The sequence below is a fragment of the Streptomyces candidus genome (assembly GCF_014207445.1).
Taxonomy (GTDB): Bacteria; Actinomycetota; Actinomycetes; order Streptomycetales; family Streptomycetaceae; genus Streptomyces; species Streptomyces candidus.
In genome coordinates, this window is the sequence record NZ_JACHEM010000015.1 from 1 (window position 1) to 17,126 (window position 17,126).

The window sequence follows — 17,126 nt, forward strand, 5'->3', positions numbered from 1 at the left end:
GGGGGGACCCTGTGGGAGAGTAGGACGCCGCCGAACAATCATTGCGAAGAGCCCCGTGCCGGGGATACCGGTACGGGGCTTTTCTGCGTTCACGGCGTCCATTACGCTGGCTGCGTCGGCGCGCACCCGTCACGGGGCGCGACCATTTTCTCGCAGGAGTGTGAACGCTGTGCTGCGCACCATGTTCAAGTCGAAGATCCACCGGGCCACGGTGACCCATGCAGACCTCCACTACGTCGGCTCCGTCACAGTCGACGCCGATCTCATGGAAGCCGCCGATCTGTTGGCCGGCGAGCTCGTGCACATCGTGGACATCACCAATGGGGCCCGGCTGGAGACGTACGTCATCGAAGGTGAACGCGGCACCGGAGTCATCGGGATCAACGGCGCTGCCGCCCATCTCGTTCACCCCGGCGACCTTGTGATCCTCATCAGTTACGCCCAGGTCGACGACGCGGAGGCACGGAAGCTCACGCCGACCGTCGTCCATGTGGGGGAGGGCAACCGGATCGTCGGCACAGGCACTGACACCGCCGAACCCGTGCCGGGCGGTACCGCCCGGCGGCCCGCCGGTGCCGCGAGTGTGGACTCGGCGGGCGGGGGCAGCCGCATGGGGAGAGAGTGGTGAGCAACCGCCCGACAGAAGGCGGTTCCCGACACTCGACCAGACTCCGCAACCTGGAGGTCGATCAAGCATGACCCAGCCCCACCCCGATCCCGTACCGCCCGCGCCGACTCCGTCGCCCGGACCCACGGGCCCGGACCCGGGACCGCTTCCCGGCCCGCTGCCGGGGCCGTCGCCCGTACCGCCCGGCCCGGCACCGGATCCCATTCCGCCGGGGCCGCTGCCCGGCCCCGTACCGCCCGGCCCCGGCCCCGACCCGGCCCCCGAGCCGGCGCCGGGTCCAGCAAGCTGACACAAGGGCCCATGGAAGGCCGTAGGGCCGCCCGGAGGCCGTTCCGGGGCGGGGTACCGAGGCGTGTGACAGCCTGGGTACCCCGCCCCGTTGCGTTCAGAGGCGCGGCTCCGAAGTGGCCTCCCGCGCATGGGCGCAAGATGCCCCGCGATCGAGTAGCGGCTCCCCGGGCACAGCGCACGCAATGCGAGTGCGGGCAACCCCCAAATGGTTGGACCCAGTCCGTGGCGCCCCGCTAATGTGCGAACGTGTCCAGCCCCGAGGCGTCAAGACTCTAGCCACCGGCCGTCCGGTGGCCTTCCCACGTGAACGTGTACGGCTGTGCGTATGCGTCCGTTGCCATGCCACTGGACCGTCGGCGTCGTCAGTAAGAGTCGGAACACGACGTCGTTGTGGAATCCTGCTGTGCCGTTCGCTCTCTACCTGCTCGGGCTCGCCGTCTTCGCCCAGGGCACTTCCGAATTCATGCTGGCCGGTCTCGGCCCCGACATCGCCCGGGACCTGGACGTCTCTCTGCCCGCCGCCGGGGCGCTGACCTCTGCGTTCGCCGTGGGAATGGTGCTTGGAGCGCCGCTGACGGCCCTGCTCAGCGTGCGCTGGCCGCGGCGGTTCGCGCTGTTGGTCTTCCTCGCGGTCTTTCTGCTCGTCCATGTCGTCGGCGCGGTCACCGACAGTTTCGCGGTGCTTCTGGTGAGCAGGGTCGTCGGGGCGCTGGCCAATGCGGGTTTTCTCGCGGTCGCCCTTGTGACAGCTGTGGGGATGGTTCCGCCCGATGCCAAGGGGAGGGCCACCTCGGTGCTCCTCGGCGGAGTCACCCTCGCCTGCGTCGTGGGCGTGCCCGCGGGTGCCTGGATCGGTCAACTCCGGGACTGGCGTGCCGCGTTCTGGGCGGTCGCCCTGCTGGCGGTGCCCGCCCTGGCGGCGGTCCCGTACTCCGTACCGGGGGGCCGTCCCCGGTACGGACGGGTCGGCGTACGGCGGGAACTACGGGCGCTGCGCAGTGGGCGACTGCTGCTGACGCTCTTCCTCGGCGCCCTCGTCAACGGGGCGACCTTCTGCACCTTCACCTACCTCGCGCCGCTGGCCACCCGGATCGGCGGAGTGGCGGAGGCATGGGTGCCCGCCGTACTGGCGCTCTTCGGCCTCGGGTCGTTCGTGGGCGTGGCGGTGGGTGGCCGGATCGTCGACGTACGGCCGGGTTCCGTGCTGGTGGGTGGGGGAGTGGTGCTGTGCGGGGGATGGGCGCTGTTCGCCGTGGTGGCGGGGAATCCGGCCGTGTTGTTCGTGCTCGTGTTCGTGCAAGGGGCGTTGTCCTTTGGGGTGGGGTCCGCGCTGATCTCGCAGGCGCTGTACGCGGGCGAGGGCGCACCGACCCTGGCCGGGGCCTGCGCGACCGCCGCCTTCAACGTGGGCGCGGCCATGGGGCCATGGGCCGGAGGTGCGACGATCGGGGTGGGGTGGGGCCTCCGTTCGCCGTCGGCAGTGAGTGCCCTGCTGGTGCTGATTGCCCTCGTCAGCGCGGGTGCGGGGCGCCGGGTGTGGCAGAGGCAGCGGGGGCCCGTTGCAACTCTCGTGGAAGTGAAGTGAGTTGGCACCCTTGTCACGACCTGCGCCGTGCCCGTACTTTTGCCGATTGCTACGTGTCGGACAGTGCGAGTGGAGGACGCGAGACATGGCCTCAACCGGTCGTCACCGGCGGTACCAGCCAAGTCGTATCAACAACGCCTCGTTGACGGCTGCGGCGGGTGGCGTCGGCATCGCCCTGCCACTTGTCGCCCCGGGCGCGGCCGGTGCGGCGCCCGTGGATGTCTGGGAGAAGGTCGCCGCGTGCGAGTCGACCAACAACTGGAAGATCAACACGGGCAACGGCTACTACGGCGGGCTCCAGTTCCGTCAGGCCACCTGGCAGGCGTACGGCGGCCGGGACTACGCGCCGCGCGCCGACCTGGCATCCAAGGATGAGCAAATAGCCGTTGCCGAGAGAGTGCTGAAGGGGCAGGGGCCCACGGCCTGGCCCGTCTGCTCGGTCAAGGCCGGTCTGGTGCGGGGCGGAGCCGCACCCGACATCACCGTGACCACCCAGGGCTCGGGCAAGGGCAAAACCACGCAGCAGGAGGGGCGGAAGTCCGCCCCGCCTCCGGCCAGGAAGGCCCCCGCTCCTCCCGTCAGGAAGACGCCCGCGCCGCCCGCCCAGCAGACGCCACCGCCCCGTGCCGAGCCGCAACCGCAGCGCCCTTCGCCCGGCCCCGTCGGCAAGAAGGACACGTACACCGTCGCCCGCGGCGACACGCTCTCGGGGATCGCGCACACGGAGCGGGTCAGCGGCGGCTGGCAGCGGCTGTACGAGAGCAACCGGCAGGTCATCGGCAGGGACCCGGACGTCATCCAGCCGGGTCAGCGTCTGCTGGTGCGCATCGGTGCCCCGGCCAAGCCCGACCAGGCCGGCCGTGACAAGCAGGGCGGCGGATCCGACCGGGCCGGCCAGGACAGCCGTGCGAGCGACGCGGCGGCGAAGGCGAGCGCGGCCGTGGAGCGGGCCGAGGCCGCCGAGCGCGCGAGGAAGGCAGAGCAGCGGAAGAAGGCTGAGGCGGAGCGGAAGCGCGAGGCCGACAGGCGCGAGTCGGACAAGCGCGAGGCGGAGAAGAAGAAGTCCCGTACGGAGTCCGTCTCCTCCCGGTCCGCACGCAAGACCTCGCTCAGCTCCCCGGTGGAAGCCGGGCCCAGCACGCCCTACCGCGCCGCCGGTTCCTCCTGGTCGAAGGGCTACCACACGGGTGTCGACTTCCCCGTTCCCACGGGCACCTCCGTGAAGGCCGTCGCGCCGGGGAACGTGGTGTCCGCCGGTTACGCGGGAAGTTACGGCTACCAGGTGGTGATCCGCCACACGGACGGCAGGTACAGCCAGTACGCGCACCTGTCCGCCCTCACCGTGCGCGAGGGACAGAAGGTCGACTCGGGCCAGCGCATCGGACGGTCCGGTTCCACCGGCAACAGCACCGGCCCCCACCTGCACTTCGAAGTGCGCACAGGGCCCGGCTTCGGCTCGGACATCGACCCGGTCGCCTACCTGAGGGCCGGTGGAGTAGCCCTCTGACCGGCCGGTCGAAAGGGAACTCACCCGTTGGCGCACGCAGTTCCGTCGTTCCGGCGGCACACCGGCCAGGAGCCCTACAGGCCTCGTCCCGGTGTGCCGCCGTCCGCGTCGTCATGGGCCGGGTGCGGCCGCCAGGAACAGGCGCGGCGTCGGGCTGCTCGGGGACCAGCACGTCGTCGGCCACGAGGCGGCGAGGCGGCGACGGGCGGTGGCGCCGGCGCGGCACGGGCGTACAGCCGAGGCGGATCGTCCCGACCGCCGGGGTGACGCGGGCTGCGGCTGTCGGTAATTGCTTTCGGCGGTCGCCCGTCATGCATACGGTGACCGGAAACGCGGTGCGGACAACCGTCCCCCGCGGCGAAAGGTGACAAACGTGGACTTGACGGGACTGGCCGCGGTGAACGGCTTCTTCGCGCTGCGGGCAGGGGAACCGCCCACGCCGGCCGACGGCCAGGTGCCCCTCTCGCAGGTGTACGCGGGTGACCCCGCCCCCCTCGCGTTCCGCATCGACAAGGTGTCCGCCAGGCTGCGAGCCCCCGAGCGGAGGGTCGCCGCCTCCATCGCCCACCTCGGGATCGCGGCCCGGCTCTGGTCGGTGGCGCTCGGGTCCGCAGCCCTGTACGACGAGGTGCCCGACCTCGCCGCCGACGCGCTGCACTGGGACCCGGACGGCAGCAGCCCCGACGACCTGTGGCTCGTGTCCGAACGGCCCGCTCTGCCCGCGACCGCCGAGACGCTGCGCGAGACGATCCAGAACGGCCACCTCGTGCCCTTGGCGGCCGCGTTCCGCCGGGACGGGAACATCTCGCCGCAGCTCCTGTGGGGCAACGCCGGCTCGGCGCTCGCCGCGGCGGTCTCGCAACTCCGTTCGTGGGCCCGGGACGCGGAGCGGCCCGAGGTCGGCAAGCGGGCCGCCGTGATCGCCCACGAGCTGTTCGCGCACCCCGACCTCCGCTCCACGGGCGCGCTCAGGGCCGGAGCCTTCCGCCGCCACAGCTGCTGCCTCTACTACCGGTGCCCCGACGGCGGACTGTGCGGCGACTGCGTCTTCGACCGCCCGCCGAAGCCGAGCACGACGCGGTCTTCCCCAAAGCTCGTATCTGAGTGACCATCGTGGAGTGAAGGTGGGGCTGCTTACACGCGAGTATCCGCCGGACGTCTACGGAGGCGCCGGTGTCCATGTGGAATTCCTGGCGCGCGAGTTACGGCACCTGGCCGACGTCGAGGTGCACTGCTGGGGCGACGGCGGGGACAGCGCGGGCGTGGAGCGCGGGGTGGTCCGGCACCCGGTGTGCACCGGACTCGACGGCGCCAACGACGCCCTGCGCACCTTCTCCGTCGACCTGGCCATGACCGCCGCCCTCGAAGGGCGCGAGATCGTCCACTCGCACACCTGGTACGCCAACCTCGCCGGTCACCTCGCCAAACTCCTTTACGGAATTCCGCATGTGATGACCTGTCACTCGCTGGAGCCGCTGCGGCCGTGGAAGGCCGAGCAGCTCGGCGGCGGTTACGCCCTGTCGTCCTGGGCCGAGCGCAGTGCCGTCGAGTCGGCCGACGCCGTGATCGCGGTGTCCCGCGGCATGCGCACCGACATCCTCGACTGCTACCCGGCACTCGACCCGGCGAAGGTCCGCGTCGTGCACAACGGCATCGACACCGACCTCTACCGTCCCGCGCACGGCACCGCGGTACTGGAGCGCATCGGGATCGACCTCGAACGCCCCTACGTCCTCTTCGTCGGCCGTATCACCCGCCAGAAGGGCGTCCCGCACCTGCTGCGCGCCGCCCGCGCCCTCGACCCCGCCGCACAGCTCGTACTGTGCGCCGGAGCGCCGGACACCCCGGAGATCGAGCGCGAATTCCGTGAGCTGGTCGGTGAACTGGAGCGGGTCAGGGACGGTGTGTTCTGGATCCCCGAGATGCTCCCGCGGCCCGAGATCGTGCAACTCCTCACCCATGCAGCGGTGTTCGCCTGCCCATCGGTGTACGAGCCGCTCGGCATCGTCAACCTGGAGGCCATGGCGTGCGGCACCACCGTCGTCGCCTCCTCGGTCGGCGGCATCCCGGAGGTCGTGGACGACGGCCGGACCGGGCTGCTCGTGCCGTACGACGCCGGGCGCGCCCAGCGGCATCCGGAGGAGTTCGAGGACGGGCTCACAGAGGCGCTGAACCGGGTGCTCGACGAGCCGGAGGCGGCACGGAGGATGGGTGCGGCCGGGCGGGAGCGCGCGGTGCGTGAGTTCGGGTGGGACGCCGTGGCACGGCGGACCGCCGACGTGTACGCGGAGTTGGTCAAGTGACCCTTGCTGGTTGACCCTTGGGAGCGGCGATGCGCGGTGGACCTTCGGTGCTCGGGATCGTACTGGCGGGCGGGGAGGGCAAACGGCTGATGCCGCTCACCGCCGACCGGGCGAAACCGGCGGTGACCTTCGGCGGCACCTACCGCCTCGTGGACTTTGTCCTGTCCAACCTCGTCAACGGCGACATCCTGCGCAACTGCGTCCTCACGCAGTACAAGTCGCACTCCCTGGACCGGCACGTCACCACCACCTGGCGGATGTCGAGCCTGCTCGGCAACTACGTCACCCCGGTGCCCGCCCAGCAGCGGCTCGGCCCGCGCTGGTACCTGGGCAGTGCGGACGCCATCCTGCAGTCGCTCAACCTCGTGCACGACGAGCAGCCGGACTTCATCGCCGTGTTCGGTGCCGACCACGTCTACCGGATGGACCCGCGGCAGATGCTCCAGCAGCACATCGACAGCGGTGCGGGCGTCACCGTCGCCGGGATACGGGTGCCGCGCAAGGAAGCCCCGTCCTTCGGGATCATCACGCCGGGTTCGGACGGTCGCAGGGTCGAACAGTTCCTGGAGAAGCCGACCGATCCGCCAGGACTGCCCGGCGACCCGCGCCGCGTGTACGCCTCCATGGGCAACTACATCTTCACCACGAAGGTCCTCGTCGACGCGCTGATCAGGGACGCCGAGGACGAGGAGTCGGCCCATGACATGGGCGGCAGCATCCTGCCCCAGCTCACCGAGCGCGGCGCCGCCCAGGTGTACGACTTCGACGACAACCACGTCCCCGGCGAGACCGCCCGCGACCATGGCTACTGGCGCGATGTCGGCACCCTCGACACCTACTACGACGCCCACATGGACCTGGTCGCCGAGCAGCCCGAGTTCAACCTCTACAACAGGCGGTGGCCGATCTACACCCACTTCGGGCAGCTGCCGCCCGCCCGGTTCTGCGCGGCCGGCATCGCGAGCGAGTCCATCGTCGGACCGGGCTGTGTGATCAGCGGGCAGGTCACCGGGTCGGTGCTCTCGCCAGGCGTGATCGTGGAGCCGGGCGCGGTCGTGCAGGGCTCCGTACTGCACGACAACGTGCGGATCGGCCGGGGCGCGGTCGTACGGGGTGCGATCCTCGACAAGAACGTGGACGTACCGCCCGGAGCCACCATCGGCGTCAATCCGGAGCGCGACGCCGAGCTGTACACGGTCTCCGGGAACGGGGTGATCGCCCTCGGCAAGGGCCAGCAGGTCTCGTAACGCTGTGTGCCCGCACACCTCGTGGTTTGTCGCAGCCGCCCCTGTCTCCGTACGCTTTCGCTTTTGAGGACTCAATCAGGCGCAGGCAGGCCTGGGCGGGCGACACGTGAACGAGAGACGGCAGCGGCGATGACGGTGACAGAGGACAGCCCCGTGCACGGCGGCGACGAGCCGACCGGCCAGGACACCCCTGTGGAGTACGGCCCCGGAATCGACCCGGAGCGCATGGCCCTGTGCCTGGAGGTGCTCGCCGAACTCGACACGCTCGACGTCGACCACCCGGACGCCATCGCCGTGCGCCGTGCCACCGCGGGCATCTACCGCACGGTGAAGCAGCGCCGCCGCCAGGAGCGCCGGGCCGCCAAGACCGCCAACGACAAGGCCGTCACCGAGGCCACCGCCACCGGCTCCGCCGTGCGCATCGACGACGAGACCGAGGGCCTGCTGCCCCAGTCGGCCACCGAGGAGGGCCGGATCGCCGGGATACTTCAGCGGCCCCGCTCCTGCTACATCTGCAAGACCCGGTACGTCGAGGTCGACTACTTCTACCACCAGCTCTGCCAGCCCTGCGCCGCCCAGAACCGGGCGAAGCGCGACGCCCGCGCCGACCTCACCGGCAAGCGCGCACTGCTCACCGGCGGGCGCGCCAAGATCGGCATGTACATCGCGCTCAGGCTGCTGCGCGACGGCGCGCACACCACCATCACCACCCGCTTCCCCAAGGACGCCATCCGCCGTTTCAAGGCGATGGAGGACTCGGCGGACTGGATGCACCGCCTGGAGGTCGTCGGCATCGACCTGCGTGACCCCGCGCAGGCCGTCGAACTCGCGGGACGCGTCACCGAGGCGGGCCCGCTGGACATTCTGATCAACAACGCCACCCAGACCGTGCGCCGCCTGCCCTCCGCGTACGCGGCCCTGGTCGACGGCGAGAACGCCCCGCTGCCCCCCGGCGAGCTGCCCGCCCACCAGGTCATCGGCGCGTTCAACTCCGGTGCCGTCGACGGCCTCACCGCCCTGCCCCTGGGCGTCAGTGGCCTCGACGCGCAGCAGGTCGCCGATCTGGCCCTCGTCGCGGGCAACGCCAGTGTCGAGCGGCACCGCGACGGCAGCGCCATCGACGCGGGCGGCCTGGTGCCCGACGTCGTCGACACCAACACCTGGGTGCAGACCATCGAGCAGATCTCCCCGGTGGAGCTGCTCGAAACCCAGCTGTGCAACTACACCTCGCCCTTCATCCTCATCAGCCAACTCCGGCCGGCGATGGCCGAGGCCGCGAAGAAGGCGGGCAGCGGGCGCGCGCACATCGTCAACGTCTCCGCGATGGAGGGTGTGTTCGGCCGCGGCTACAAGGGCGCAGGACACCCCAACACCAACGCTGCCAAGGCCGCCATGAACATGGTCACCCGAACCAGCGCCCAGGAGATGTTCCAGACCGACGGCATCCTCATGACCTCCGTCGACACCGGCTGGATCACCGACGAGCGCCCGCACTTCGACAAGCTGCGCCTCGCCGAGGAAGGCTTCCACGCCCCGCTCGACCTGGTCGACGGCGCGGCACGCGTGTACGACCCGGTGGTGCGGGGCGAGGCCGGCGAGGACCTCTACGGGGTCTTCCTGAAGGACTACGCACCCGCCGGCTGGTAGCGCCCGCGCCTGCGGATTCCGTCGCGCCGGGGGAGGCCCGACGGGTGTCCCGTGACCCCTGGGCAAGGTGTGCCGTGCGCGGCCCGGCGCACCTGAGGCCGAAAGTCGACGGAATCCATCGAGCGCGCGGGCGCTCATATGGGTACTCTGTTCGTCACGGACAGAGCAACACCCTCGGCCCGTACCCGGAAGCGGCCCACCACCACGGCCGCTTCCGAACGCGTAACACCGGCGCCACCGCGACCGAAGATCCACTTTCTTCCCGCCCTCGGGCGGTCCGGCGGCCCTGTCGAGGGCGGCGCGGAACCGTCCGACGGGTTACGACCCAAAGGAGTGCGCGGTGACACCGAAGATGGCCGAACAGGATCAGCGACGGTCGGAGCGTTCGACGACGTACAAGGCCGGTGCCGGAGGCCGGGCGGGCACGCCCAAGGAGATCGGCAACCTGGAGGTGTGGGCCAGGTCCGCCCCGATCCGGCTCGCCGGATACGAGGACGACCTGGCGGAGTCGCACATCCTGCCCGGCGTCGACTGATCCGCGCCCCGGTCCGGGCGGGCCCACCCCGCCGGCCGGACCCGACCGTACGGGCCGTACCCCCGGAGTCCCGGGGGTACGGCCCGTACGTGTCACGGCGGGCCGGGCCGCCGTGGAGCGCGGGCACAGCATCCGCGCACGCGGCCCGTGCGGGGGCGATGAGCCGAGAGCGAATCCGCTGGCGCCCGGCCGCAGCCCGTGGGCAGGATGATCGACATGCCCACAACCCCCAGCGGACGCACCGCATTCCACGACCTGTCCACCTTTCTGGCGACCTCCCGGGTGAGCTCCCTCGCCCTGTCGCCCGACGGCAGTCGCCTCGTCGCCGCCGTGCAGGACCTCAACGGGGAGGGGACGGCATACGTTTCCGGCCTCTGGGAGATCGACCCGGCGGGCAAGCGCGAGCCGCACCGGCTGACCCGGTCCGTGACGGGCGAGTCCGCGCCCGCGTTCGCCGCCGACGGCACGCTGTTCTTCCTGTCCGGCCGCGGGAACACCGACCCCGGCGCGGACAAGGCCGAGGACAAGGACGGCGCCACGCTGTGGGCGTTGCCCGAGCGCGGGGAGGCCGTGCAGGTCGTCCGCCACTACGGCGGGATCTCCGGCTACGCGCTCGCGGCCCGCGGCGCGGCTCTCGCCTACACGGCACAGCTGCTGCCGGGGGCGGCCGACGCACAGGCGCATGCCGAGCGCAGCAAGGAGCGCGCGGAAGCGAAGGTCACGGCCGTGCTCTACGAGGCCGGGCCCACCCGGTTCTGGGACCACGACCTGGGACCCGCCGAACCGCACGCCCTCGTGCGGCGCCTCGCGGACGACGGGATGACGGCCGAAGAGGCGACGGTCGACGCCGGAAGCTTGGGAGCCATCGCCGATACGGAGACGGCCCTGTCGCCCGACGGTTCCCGCGTCGCTCTCGTCCGCTTCGTCCCCGGGGACGTGCCCAACGGCAACCGGACGGCCCTGGTGGTCGCCGACGCGGCCACCGGCGAGGAACTGCACGTCCTCGACCACCTCGAACACGACTACCACGAGGCGGTGTTCAGCGCCGACGGGCGTTCCCTCGTCTGCCTGCGGCAGCTCAAGGAGACGTACGAGACGCCGTACGACATGACCCTCGTGCGCGTCGACGTGGCCTCGGGCGAGGAGACCGACCTGCTGCCGGACTTCGACAACTGGCCCTCCTCGGTTGCCGTTTCACCGGTCGAGGGCGACGCTACGGTGTGGTTCACCGCCGACGAGCTCGGCCGGGCCCCGATCTTCCGGCGCGACCCGGACGGCACCGTCACCCGGCTGACCGCCCACGGTGCGTACGCCTCGGTGCAGGTCGCCCCGGACGCGGCCACCCTGTACGCGCTGCGCACCGACATCGACGCGGTGCCCGCTCCGGTGCGGCTGGCGGCGGCGGGCGCGGACCAGAGCCCCGAAGCGCTCAGGGCGCCGGGGGCGATCGACGCGTTCCCCGGGACGCTGACCGAAGTGCACACCGAGGGCGACGACGGCTTCCCGCTGCGCGGCTGGCTCGCGGTGCCCAAGGGCGCGTCGGCGGACGCGCCGGCGCCGCTCCTGGTGTTCGTGCACGGCGGCCCGCAGGGCAGCTGGAACGCCTGGACCTGGCGGTGGAACCCCTGGCCGTTCGTCGCCCGGGGCTACGCGGTACTGATGCCGGACCCGGCCCTGTCCACCGGCTACGGACAGCAGATGCACGAGCGGGGCTGGGGGCAGTGGGGCGGGCGGCCGTACGAGGACCTGATGCGGCTCACCGACGCGACCGCGGAGCGGCCCGAGATCGACAGGACACGGACGGGGCTGGCGGGCGGCTCGTACGGCGGCTACATGGCCAACCGCGTCGCCACCAGCACCGACCGCTTCAAGGGCATCGTCTCCCATGCCGGGCTGTGGGACCTGCGTTCCTTCCAGGGGGACACCGACGCGTCGTGGTTCTTCCGGCGGATCTTCGGCGATCCGCTCTCCCAGCCGCAGCGGTACGAGGAGAACTCGCCGGCCCCGGCCGTGCAACGGGTGCGCACGCCGATGCTGGTGGTGCACGGGGCGAAGGACTACCGGGTGCCGGTGGGGCAGGCGATGGCGCTCTTCCAGGACCTGCAGCGCTGCGAGGTGCCGGTGAGGTTCCTGTACTTCCCGGACGAGAACCACTGGGTGCTGAAGCCGAGGCACGCGCAGCTCTGGTACGAGACGGTGCTGAACTTCTTCGACGAGCGGGTGCTGGGCAAGGACTGGGTGCGGCCGGGGCTGGTGTAGGAGCCACCGCGGCGGTGGAACGCCGACGGGGACGGATGCGGGGGCCGCCTCGGCGGAGCTCCGCGACCCGGCGCCCCGCCGGCGGTTCCGGCCGGCGCCGGGCTACAGCCGTGCCGTGCGCGCCCAGGGCCTGCGGGTTTCGATGCGGGCGGCGAGCGCGAGCAGGCGGTACTCGCCGCCCGGCCGGGTGACCAGTTGCACCGCGCAGGGCGCGGCCGAACCGGGCAGGGTGCCCAGCGGGAGCGTGAGCGCGGGCCAGCCGGCGAGGTTCCACGGCGGGGTGGTCGGCGCGTACGCCGTGTTGACCGCGACGTTGCGCAGCCAGCCGCGCTCGTGCCACGGCGCGGCGGCCGGGCCCCGCCGGGCCAGCGCGGGCATGACCAGGACGTCGTACCGCTCGAAGAACGGGGTGAGGCGACGGCGCAGCAGTTCCCGGTGGTCGGCCCGCAGGAGGGGCGTGCGGGCGAGGAGGCGGCCGACGGCGGCGTGCCGCCGGGTGCGTGCGGCGAGCAGTTCCGGGTCCAGGTCCGCCGCGTCCTTGGCGGTGCCCGCGGTCCAGCGGGCCAGCGCGGTGGCGGAGAGGGACAGCGGGTACGGCGGGTCGTCGTGCCGCACACGGTGGCCGTCGTCGACCAGGAGGCGGGCCGCCGCACGTACCGCGTCGGCGTACGGACGGGTGACCGGGACGCCGGCGAGCGGCGAGCGGCCGGAGGCGGCGATGCGCAGTCCGGTCGTGTCCGGGTTCCCCGCGGGGGCCTCCTCTCCCGCGAGCACCCCGAAGACCAGGCGGGCGTCCTCGGAGGTGGTCGCGAGCGGGCCGTTCTCCGCCATGCCGTACCAGTCGCCTTCGCCGATCCCGGCGGGCACCCGGCCGTAACCCGGCTTGAGGCCGATCACCCCGCAGTTCGCGGCGGGTATGCGCAGCGAGCCCATGCCGTCGTTGCCGAGAGCCACCGGCACCATGCCGGCTGCGACGGCCGCCGCGCTGCCCCCGGAGGAGCCGCCGGCCGTGCGCGAGAGGTCCCACGGGTTGCGGGCGATGCCGTGCACCCCGTCGGTCGTGCCGAAGACACACAACTCCGGGACGTGGGTCAGGCCGACGACGAGCGCCCCGGCGGCCCGCAGCCGGGCCACGGTCTCGTGGTCGGCGTCGGCGGGCGCGCAGGAGGTGGCAGCGGTGCCGACGCGCATCGATTCGCCGCGTACCGGAAGGTTGTCCTTGACCGCCAACGGCACTCCGGCGAGCGGGAGCCGGCCCAGGTCGGCGCGGTCGGCGAGCGCGTCGGCCTCGGCCAGGGCCCGCGCGGCGCGTACGACCCGGAAGGCGCCGACCCGGGAATCCAGCGCCTCGATGCGGGCGAGCGAGGCGAGCACGGCCTCGCGCGGGGCGAGCGTCCCGGCGCGGACGGCGGCGGCGACGGCGGCGGCCGTTTCCGGGGCACGGACGGCGGAGGTGAGGGCAGCGGCGAAAGGGGCTCCGGCGGGAGTCACGGCGTCAGTCATGCGGCCCACTGTGCCCGGCGGGAACGCGGCCGTCGAGGGTCCGCCGCCCGGCGCCGACGCGTCCGGCGGGACGTCGTCCACTTGCGGCGGCCCCGAATGTGCGGCAGACATAGAGGAGCAATACCGACAGAACGTACGTACCGGCGAACCGGCGAGCATCCAGGACGAGGACGGGAGAGCCACGTGCACGCAACCATGCGCCGCCACACGGTGGTGGCGGCAGTGTCGGCGCTGTCCCACGGCCTGCCGGCCGGCGGCTGCGGCAACTCGGGGACCGGGCCGGCCCCCGTACACGCGGCGGACAGCCAGGGCGTACTGCTCCACCCGTATCCCGGCACCCAGCCCGGACCGGACGGTGGCTGAGCCTTCCGACGGCGCACGGCGCCCGGCGGCCGGGGACGCGCGGAGCGAAGCCGCCGGGGCGGCCCCGGACGGTGCCACCGAGGACGTCCGGGGCAAACCGGTCACGCGCGACCGGGACGGCACGCACGCACGCAGGGCCGGCGAGAACGTACCGGACGGGCCGGGCGCGGCGGAGTGGCCCGTACGCCCCGAACTGGGACTCGCGCTCAACCGGATGGGAATCTTCGACTGGGACCTCGACCAGGCGCACCTGCACCTCGACCCGTCCGCCATCGAGGTGTTCGGCCTCGCACCCGAGGAGTTCGACGGCGACCCCCTCACCCTGGCGTCCCGGGTGGCGCCGGGCGAGGGCGAACGGATGGACCGCATCGTCGCGCAGGCGCTGAAGAGCGGCGAGTCCTCCTACGGCGCGTACTTCCGGGTGCGCCGCCGGGACGGCTCGCTGCGCTGGGCACACACGCAGGGTTCCGTGCGGCGCGACGCGTCCGGGCGCCCGTACCGGATCATCGGTGTCGTCCGGGACGCCACCCAGGAGATGGGCGACTTCGCCGACCGCAGCGCGCACGACACGGGCGGGCGGGGCGGCACCGGCGTCGTCGCCTCCACCACGGCGGCACTCGCGCACGCCCGCAGCGTCCGCGACGTCATCGACGTGCTCAGGGACACCCACGAACTCGGCGGATTCGAGTCGTCGTCCCTCGTGATGGGGCTCGTCGAAGCAGGACGCATCCATCTGGTGGCCGAAGGCCCCGAGTTCATGCCGGGCTCCCGGCACACCCGTATCGACGACCCCGGGTGGCCGATGAGCGAGGTGGTGCGGACGTTGCGGCCCCGGTTCATCGAGTCCGCGGAGGACTTCGCCGCCCTCTATCCGCGCCTGTGGGACCACGTCCGCAAGTTCGGGGTCACCTCGGCGGCGTATCTGCCGCTGATCGCCCAGGCCCGGCCCGTCGGCGCGTTCGGCCTGCTGTACAGCGGGCGCACCAGCTTCGGTTCGGACGAGCGGAACCTCCTCATCGCCCTCGGCAGCAGCATCGCGCAGAGCCTCAAACGGGCCATGCTGTACGAGCAGGAGAAGGACCTCGCCGAGGGCCTCCAGCAGTCGATGCTGCCGAGCCGGGTCCCCGCGGTCCCCGGGGCGCAGATCGCCGTCCGCTACCGCTCGGCCCGCGACGGGCAGGACGTCGGCGGCGACTGGTACGACGTGATCCCGCTGCCGGGCGGCCGGGTCGGCGCGGTCATCGGCGACGTCCAGGGGCACGACACGCACGCGGCGGCGGTGATGGGCCAGCTGCGGATCGTGCTGCGCGCCTATGCCGCCGAGGGACACGCACCCGCGACCGTGATGGCCCGTGCCTCGCGCTTCCTGTCCGAACTCGACACCGACCGGTTCGCCACCTGCACGTACGCCGAGATCGACCTCACGACGGGAGTCGTCCAGCTCGTACGGGCCGGGCACATGGACCCGCTGCTGCGGCTGACGGACGGCTCCTGCTGCCGGATGAAGGTGGAGGGCGGACTGCCGCTCGGCCTGTCCGCCGAGTTCGGCCAGCTCGAATACCCGGTGACAACACGGGAGTTGGACCCGGGACAGACCTTGCTGCTCTATACCGACGGCCTGGTGGAACAGCCCGGCAGTGACCTCGACGAAGGGCTGTCCGCCCTCGCCGACATGGTGCACCGGGGCCCGGACGACCTCCAGCGGCTCGCCGACCGCCTGTGCGGAGCCGTCGACGAACGCGGCGGCGAGGACGACGTGGCGCTGCTGCTCCTGCGCCGCCGTACGGCCGCCGACGCGCCCCGCGCCGGTGGCCGGCTCCAGCAGCACGTGGCGCCGAACGACCCCGAGGCGCTGTCCTCCGCACGGCACATGATCCGGGCCGCCGTGCGGGCCTGGGGGTCCGAGGGCCGCGCCGACGAGATCGAACTCGTCGCCGACGAGCTCATGGTGAACGCGCTCATGCACACGGACGGCGGCGCGATCCTGTCACTGCGGATGCTGACCGCCCCCGAGCGCAGACTGCGCGTCGAGGTGGCGGACGCCTCCAGCGCGCTGCCGCGCCGCAGGGAGGCGGGCGAGGCGGCGGTATCCGGGCGCGGGCTGCTCCTGGTGGACCGGCTGGCCGACGTGTGGGGAGTCGACCCGAGGGGTGCGGGCAAGGTGCTGTGGTGCGAGTTCGCGGTCCCGCCCGACGAGCCGCAGGGCTCCTGACCGTGCGGTGGAGGAGTGCCGCCGCAACGTGCCGCGGCGGTACGAAGGCAGCTGCGGTGCGGTGAACGGGGCGAGACGGAACTCCTGCTGACGCCCCGCTGCGTACGGCGGCGGAGGGCCGCTGCGTGACGGGCGGTCGCCGCCCGCCGGGCCACCGCGGCAGGCACCCACCGGCGGGGCCCGTCGTACCGTATGCCCATGCTCCGCGTACTCGCCGTCGACGACGAAAAGCCCGCCCTGGAGGAACTCCTCTACTTCCTCCGCGCCGATCCCCGCGTCCACAGCGCCGAAGGAGCCACCGACGCCACCGAGGCCCTGCTCCGGATCAACCGGGCCCTCGACGCGGGCCCCGACGGCGACGACGCCATCGACGTCGTCTTCCTGGACATCCACATGGCCGGTCTCACCGGCCTCGATGTCGCCCGCCTCCTCGCCGGCTTCGCCCGGCCCCCGCTCATCGTCTTCGTCACCGCCCACGAGGGATTCGCCGTCCAGGCCTTCGACCTCAAGGCCGTCGACTACGTCCTCAAGCCCGTCCGGCGCGAGCGTCTGGCCGAAGCGGTCCGCCGCGCGGCCGATGGCGCCGCGAGCAGCCGCGAGGTCCCGCCCGGCAGGGACCGCGGCAGCAGCGCGACGGCCCAGGACCAGATCCCCGTCGAACTCGGCGGCATCACCCGCTTCGTCCCCGTCGCCGACATCGCCTACGCGGAGGCCCACGGCGACTACGCCCGCCTCCACACGGTGCCGCCCGCCAACGCCGGCGCCGGTCACCTGGTCCGCATCCCGCTCTCCACCCTGGAGGAGCGCTGGTCCTCCCGCGGCTTCGTCCGCATCCACCGGCGTCACCTCGTCGCCCTCGACCGCATCGAGGAACTCCGCCTCGACGCGGGCACCACCACCGTCCGGGTCGCGGGCACCGAACTCGTCGTGAGCCGCCGCCACGCCCGTGAACTGCGCGACCTGCTGATGCGCCAGGCCGGCAGGCGGTAGGGGACGTGGACCGGGACGGCGGGCGCCCGACCGTCCGGCGCGCCGGGACCGCCGTT

13 protein-coding genes are annotated in these 17,126 nt (G+C 72.5%); 12 read left to right on the plus strand and 1 reads right to left on the minus strand.

Translation table 11 applies throughout. From position 1 onward, the window contains the following. Positions 1-169: 169 nt before the first annotated feature. From panD to HNQ79_RS25720, 9 genes are all read left to right on the plus strand, one after another. Positions 170-628 carry an aspartate 1-decarboxylase gene (gene panD, locus HNQ79_RS25680; RefSeq protein ID WP_185035054.1) on the plus strand — a complete coding sequence of 153 codons (459 nt, stop codon included), beginning with the start codon at positions 170-172 and terminating at the stop codon, positions 626-628. Positions 629-1,322: 694 nt separating this feature from the next. After that, a complete protein-coding gene (locus HNQ79_RS25685) occupies positions 1,323-2,504 on the plus strand; it encodes a Cmx/CmrA family chloramphenicol efflux MFS transporter (RefSeq protein ID WP_185035056.1) in 1,182 nt (393 codons plus the stop codon). Positions 2,505-2,589: 85 nt separating this feature from the next. Beyond that, complete coding sequence (locus HNQ79_RS25690) at positions 2,590-4,011, plus strand: transglycosylase family protein (RefSeq protein ID WP_185035058.1); 1,422 nt, start codon at positions 2,590-2,592, stop codon at positions 4,009-4,011. A gap of 373 nt (positions 4,012-4,384) precedes the next feature. Continuing rightward, positions 4,385-5,119, plus strand: a complete 735-nt coding sequence (locus tag HNQ79_RS25695) for a (2Fe-2S)-binding protein (protein ID WP_185035060.1) — start codon at positions 4,385-4,387, stop codon at positions 5,117-5,119. Between the two features lie 10 nt (positions 5,120-5,129). After that, complete coding sequence (gene glgA / locus HNQ79_RS25700) at positions 5,130-6,314, plus strand: glycogen synthase (RefSeq protein WP_185035062.1); 1,185 nt, start codon at positions 5,130-5,132, stop codon at positions 6,312-6,314. A 29-nt stretch (positions 6,315-6,343) separates the two neighbouring features. Next, a complete protein-coding gene (gene glgC / locus HNQ79_RS25705; RefSeq protein ID WP_185035064.1) occupies positions 6,344-7,561 on the plus strand; it encodes a glucose-1-phosphate adenylyltransferase in 1,218 nt (405 codons plus the stop codon). 129 nt (positions 7,562-7,690) lie between these two features. After that, the gene (locus HNQ79_RS25710) at positions 7,691-9,208 is read left to right on the plus strand and encodes an SDR family NAD(P)-dependent oxidoreductase (RefSeq protein WP_221508163.1); all 1,518 of its coding nucleotides are present in this window, start codon (positions 7,691-7,693) and stop codon (positions 9,206-9,208) included. Between the two features lie 340 nt (positions 9,209-9,548). Beyond that, positions 9,549-9,743, plus strand: a complete 195-nt coding sequence (locus HNQ79_RS25715) for a hypothetical protein (RefSeq protein WP_185035066.1) — start codon at positions 9,549-9,551, stop codon at positions 9,741-9,743. A gap of 216 nt (positions 9,744-9,959) precedes the next feature. After that, positions 9,960-12,002 carry a S9 family peptidase gene (locus HNQ79_RS25720; RefSeq protein WP_185035068.1) on the plus strand — a complete coding sequence of 681 codons (2,043 nt, stop codon included), beginning with the start codon at positions 9,960-9,962 and terminating at the stop codon, positions 12,000-12,002. Positions 12,003-12,104: 102 nt separating this feature from the next. Here the strand turns inward: HNQ79_RS25720 and HNQ79_RS25725 are convergent, their stop codons facing one another. Continuing rightward, positions 12,105-13,505, minus strand: a complete 1,401-nt coding sequence (locus HNQ79_RS25725; protein WP_185035070.1) for an amidase — start codon at positions 13,503-13,505, stop codon at positions 12,105-12,107. A 183-nt stretch (positions 13,506-13,688) separates the two neighbouring features. Here HNQ79_RS25725 and HNQ79_RS25730 point away from each other — a divergent pair, with 183 nt between their 5' ends. The 3 genes from HNQ79_RS25730 to HNQ79_RS25740 all read left to right on the plus strand — a co-directional run bounded on the left by HNQ79_RS25730 (position 13,689) and on the right by HNQ79_RS25740 (position 17,070). Further along, positions 13,689-13,868, plus strand: coding sequence for a hypothetical protein (locus HNQ79_RS25730; RefSeq protein ID WP_185035072.1), 180 nt, complete (start codon positions 13,689-13,691; stop codon positions 13,866-13,868). Positions 13,869-14,061: 193 nt separating this feature from the next. Then, entirely contained in the window at positions 14,062-16,080 is a 2,019-nt protein-coding gene (locus HNQ79_RS25735) for a SpoIIE family protein phosphatase (RefSeq protein ID WP_229923684.1), read from the plus strand. 198 nt (positions 16,081-16,278) lie between these two features. Further along, complete coding sequence (locus tag HNQ79_RS25740) at positions 16,279-17,070, plus strand: LytR/AlgR family response regulator transcription factor (RefSeq protein ID WP_185035074.1); 792 nt, start codon at positions 16,279-16,281, stop codon at positions 17,068-17,070. Positions 17,071-17,126: the final 56 nt, after the last annotated feature.